General features: G+C 43.7%; 3 protein-coding genes and 1 pseudogene. All 4 read right to left on the reverse strand.

The window, feature by feature from the left end; translation table 11 throughout:
- Positions 1-427: 427 nt before the first annotated feature.
- The 4 genes and pseudogenes from tsaB to HWQ38_RS19740 all read right to left on the reverse strand — a co-directional run bounded on the left by tsaB (position 428) and on the right by HWQ38_RS19740 (position 3,682).
- A complete protein-coding gene (tsaB, locus tag HWQ38_RS19725) occupies positions 428-1,087 on the reverse strand; it encodes a tRNA (adenosine(37)-N6)-threonylcarbamoyltransferase complex dimerization subunit type 1 TsaB (protein WP_292796737.1) in 660 nt (219 codons plus the stop codon).
- A 161-nt stretch (positions 1,088-1,248) separates the two neighbouring features.
- Positions 1,249-1,719, reverse strand: coding sequence for a 6-aminohexanoate hydrolase (locus HWQ38_RS19730; protein ID WP_292796740.1), 471 nt, complete (start codon positions 1,717-1,719; stop codon positions 1,249-1,251).
- 171 nt (positions 1,720-1,890) lie between these two features.
- A pseudogene (locus tag HWQ38_RS19735) lies at positions 1,891-1,977 on the reverse strand (tRNA (adenosine(37)-N6)-threonylcarbamoyltransferase complex dimerization subunit type 1 TsaB); the annotation flags it as partial.
- A gap of 277 nt (positions 1,978-2,254) precedes the next feature.
- Positions 2,255-3,682 (reverse strand): esterase-like activity of phytase family protein, encoded by a 1,428-nt coding sequence (locus HWQ38_RS19740; RefSeq protein WP_292796743.1) that lies wholly within the window; start codon positions 3,680-3,682, stop codon positions 2,255-2,257.
- Between the last annotated feature and the right edge of the window lie 225 nt (positions 3,683-3,907).

Raw genomic sequence — 3,907 nt, forward strand, 5'->3', positions numbered from 1 at the left:
TCCAAGAAATAAATTATCCATCTTGTGGGGTGGGCATCCTGCCCGCCCTGAATATGGGACGGGTGGGGACACCCATCCCACTAGAAAATTTGGGATGTTTTTTTATTTGTCAGTCCCTTACTGCATGAGAAGCCCATAATTATATGCAGCCTAACTACTTATTAGAGGGAATTTTTCTGGATATCTACCGGGAGCAAGTGAGGATAAACCGGGGTTATGGCCGTTTGCCTTCATAATAGACAGAAATTTTCTAGATAATATCTATATTCAGGTATTATACGGAATATTTCCGGCTATGTACTACATTTGGGGTAGATATCCCGAATCTTTCTGGATAACATCCGTATTAAGACATCTAAACGGACATAGCCATGCTCAAAATGAGTAAATTAATCATTAGATAACTAGTTTAGAAGGTTTAGAAGCATTATGCACTCTGTACTGGATGCTGCCCATAATATGGCAAAGCCTTTGACCAATTAGGACACTTGCCTTCTTGCCAATCGAGATTAGCTAATTCCAAAATACTTGTCACCGTTGCTGCTAACCCAGATTGGGCTTGAATCAACTGATAATTAGTCTTCCAATTCGCTAAAGTTTCCTGCCATGCTTCTGGTGTCAACACTCTATCTGACAAACACGCTCTTAGTTTAGAACTATCTGGCTCAAACTGATAAATAGCAGCAAAAATTTGACCTCGTTGTGCTGGCATTTCCACAGCGATAGTTTTGGAATTTTGACTTTTGCCTGCTTCTGACCAAGCTACCGCCGCTAAAGTTGAAATCGCAAATACAGGGATATTTAATTGTTGCCCCAAAGTCCGAGCAGTAACAACACCAATCCGAGTTCCGGTAAAGCCACCAGGACCTTTTGCAACTGCGATATAAGACAAATCTGCCCAAGTTTGCGGTTTGATAAATTCAATTAAATATTGATGTATTAAGCTAGATAAATCACGCCCCAAATTCCAAACTTGAAAGCGAGTTTCACTGGCCAAATTACTAATTGCCAAACCTAATTCCGGTGTGGTGGTGTGTAGTCCCAAGGCGTATTTATTTATTGCTATGTCTTCTAGTTCGGTTGTCAAAGTTACTTAAAATATATATTTTTATAGAATTAACGTGATTTATTCAAGCATATAACATTGCGGTTCTTAATTGAATACACTACTGAGTAACAATCAGTCAAACGCTCTTGTTGCAAGGTTTGTGAGAGCCAATACTGTTCAGTCCCTCGGTGCGATCGCGGCTAGGATGGGGGATTTGGATTACCGCCTTGCTGTCTGAGTAGATAGTCCAAAACTCGGTCAATTCGCTCCAAAGCAGCCCCTGTGGTGAGTTGAAACTCCTGAAACTGAGATTTTTGTTCTTCAAAGTTTCGGTCAAGCTTTAGCATCAGTGCTTCTAATCGCTCAGTTCGTGCCTTTGTTTCCTCTATCTCACCGCCTGCCTTTGTAAATAGGCGTTGCGTGTGAGTGATAAAACTATCAACCTTATCAGAAAGTTGGTCAACCTTTACCCCTGTCTGGTCGAGGTGAGATTGGGTACGGTCTTGTTTGATGGTCAACTCGTCGAGGTGAGATTGGGTACGATCTTGTTTGATGGTCAACTCATCAAGCCGCTTGCTTGATGAATCGGCATAGCTAGCAGTAGACACTAGCAATCGCTTAACAGTTTCGAGTTCACCTTCTACATGGTCTAGTCGCTGTGTGTTGGTCATGCTGTTTTCTCTTGGCTGGCTTCTTTATCTTCTGCGATCGCCTTCCTAAGAATAACTTTTGTTAGTTGTGGGACGCTTAAAAATTCTCTTGCCGCCCATCTTTATCCCCATTTGTATGATACATTAGCCCCTGACCAATTAGGAGATTTGCCCTGGTGAGAATCGAGATTACTTAGTTCCTGTAAAGCCGCCAGTGCTTTTTGCAACTGCGATATCAGACAAATCTGCCCAAGTTTGGGGTTTGATAAATTCAATTAAATTAAATACTGTTTTGTAGAGTTTCCATCCCCGTGAGGGGAAAGTGATTGCAAAACCCTACCCTTCTATAACCCTTACTCTAACTGGTTTTGAAAGGTCATTTTCGAGGGGGTCTATTCAGATCAAAATTTTCCAAATTTAGATCCCCGACTTCTTTAAGAAGTCGGGGATCTGGACATAGGATTGCTATATGTTAAGTTTTACCCATTTGACAAGACTCTAACTTTGTTAACTTGACACTAATGGGAAGATGCCCACGCCACAAGAGATACTGCGATCATTCTCTTCCCCAGAACGCCGGATATTTATGCTCTCCTTTAATCTTCTGGGATACGAAGCCTGGAATATCAGCAGTGTCAATTGCGAAGACGAAGAACTTGTTTGGGTTCTCGATACCTGCTGGATGGTAAGCATCCGACGTGATGGTACCAACAAAGTCGTTATCATTGGTGATGAAAAGCGTATGCTTGATTACGCCCTTGATCACCACATCTGATCCGAAAGCCAAACCTTCAAGCTTGGCGGGTATGTCCTCTGCTTTGATCCCATTCTGAGTCAGGGTAGCTACTACATCGAGGAATAGGGTCTTATTTACTGCCTTACCCGCAAGGTTCTTTTCACCAGTGATCTTGCTTACTTCTTGAGCATTCGTCAGATTGATCCGGTATATCTTCTTGAAAGCAGCCTGAGAGCCATCGCCCAACCCCTTGCCATCTCGTTCGTCTACTAGGAATTCGCGATCGTTGATGGCCAAAATCTCACTTACTGTCGAGTATTTTGGTTTAGCTGAGGTGCCGATATTATCTAGCTGATAAGCGTATTCCTGGGTGGCACCTGTTGCAATGTCGATCTTAACAATTCTGGTGTAAGCGCCATTAGTACCACCGTCCTGGAGCAACGGACTCTGCATGATGCCGACTAGAGTCTTGCCATTAGGGGTAATCGCCAGACCTTCCATACCTTTGTTCGCAACACGTCCAGATGTGTTACTGCTAATCTCTGTATCACCAACAGGATTTAGCTTTTTGACTGCGAACTTGCTGTCGAGCGTAAAGACCTTGATGCGCTTACCTGTCTCACGGTTGAATTGGTACACATAGGGGCCGTATTCATCGGAGATAAAGATGGACTCACCGTCATTGGATACACGCACACCCTCAGGATCGAAGCGGGCATTATTGGGATAGGTCGATATCTGACTGGGGTCGAAGTTGTCTGAGCGTCCAGTGAAATAGTAGGTATTCTTGGCATTCAGCGCCGGGACACCGCTTGGTACTCCCAGTCCCACCCCAGTACCGTAGTAGAGAGGCTTCTTGCTCGATAGCAGGGTTGTGTCAATTAGAGAAGGAGTAAGAGTAAAGGGCAACGCTGAACCAAGCTGGCTAGGTATGAGTTTCAGACTGATGGTTTGGAAGCGGTTGATATAGGATGTTGTGTCATCCACAGCGCTATTGTATGCCTTGGCATTCGGTCCGCGATCTGGGATGGCGATAAAGGTGTTACGGCCAGCGTAGGCCAGTCCTGACCCAAAACCACCGAGGATGTTTCCTGGAACACCATTTTCAAGGGGAGCGGAAGTTTTGCTGGAGAGGTCACTGATGTTACCACTCAGGCTCCCAATTGCGACCAGCTTAACCTCTGCGTTGGCGGCGGGGGCAGCAAAAAATGACGCTAATAAGAACAGAATGAGGTTTGTCTTGAGCATATTAGTATTCCTACTAGAGACAATATTTACTGAGGGATATTGTATTTTTTTCACTTTGTTATTATCTATGCCTCATGATTAAGCTAGCTTTAATTAAAGATTAATTACAAGTTAAGGCATGAATGGCTGATGCCTACCACTATTAAACATCTGCGAAAAAGAATGTAGATACGTAGCACTGCTACGTCTCTACAAGGGTTCTGGGTAACGCATATTTAATTTCTG

The sequence above is a fragment of the Nostoc sp. NMS7 genome (assembly GCF_017115085.1).
GTDB lineage: Bacteria > Cyanobacteriota > Cyanobacteriia > Cyanobacteriales > Nostocaceae > Nostoc.